Annotated in this window: 1 protein-coding gene; it reads left to right on the top strand. The window is 68.5% G+C overall.

All coding sequences use genetic code 11. The features are described from left to right. A partial coding sequence (locus tag RND78_RS27945) for a POTRA domain-containing protein (RefSeq protein ID WP_312733481.1) occupies nucleotides 1-394 on the top strand: 394 nt, incomplete at both ends.

The raw sequence follows: 394 nt of genomic DNA, 5'->3' as shown, positions 1-394 counted from the left end.
CCTGATCCGCAATCGCCAGGATCGCCTGCTCGAAGACCAGCAGAAGCGCCTGCAGGAACTGCAGGATCTGCCCGGCCCGGCCGCCACGCCGGCGGCTCCGCCGCCTTCCGACGAAGGCCGCTGCTTCACCCTGCGAACCATCGTGCTGCAGGGCGCCGATCACCTCTCTGCGGCCGAGCGTGCCCGCCTGACCCGCCCCTACGAGGGCCAGTGCGTCGGCGTCAACCAACTCAACGCCCTGCTCAAGGCGGTCACCGATGCCTATCTGGCGCATGGCTACGTCACCAGCCGCGCCTATCTGCCGCAACAGGATCTGTCCCAGGGCACCCTGACCATCCTGGTGGTGGAGGGCAAGCTCGAGTCGATCCAGCCCGCCGATGGCAGTGGCCTCACG

The sequence above is a fragment of the Pseudomonas oryzihabitans genome (genome assembly GCF_032027545.1).
GTDB classification, from domain to species: Bacteria; Pseudomonadota; Gammaproteobacteria; order Pseudomonadales; family Pseudomonadaceae; genus Chryseomonas; species Chryseomonas oryzihabitans_F.
The sequence above is the reverse complement of the archived record's forward strand: the minus strand, read 5'-3'. Positions and strand labels throughout refer to the sequence as shown.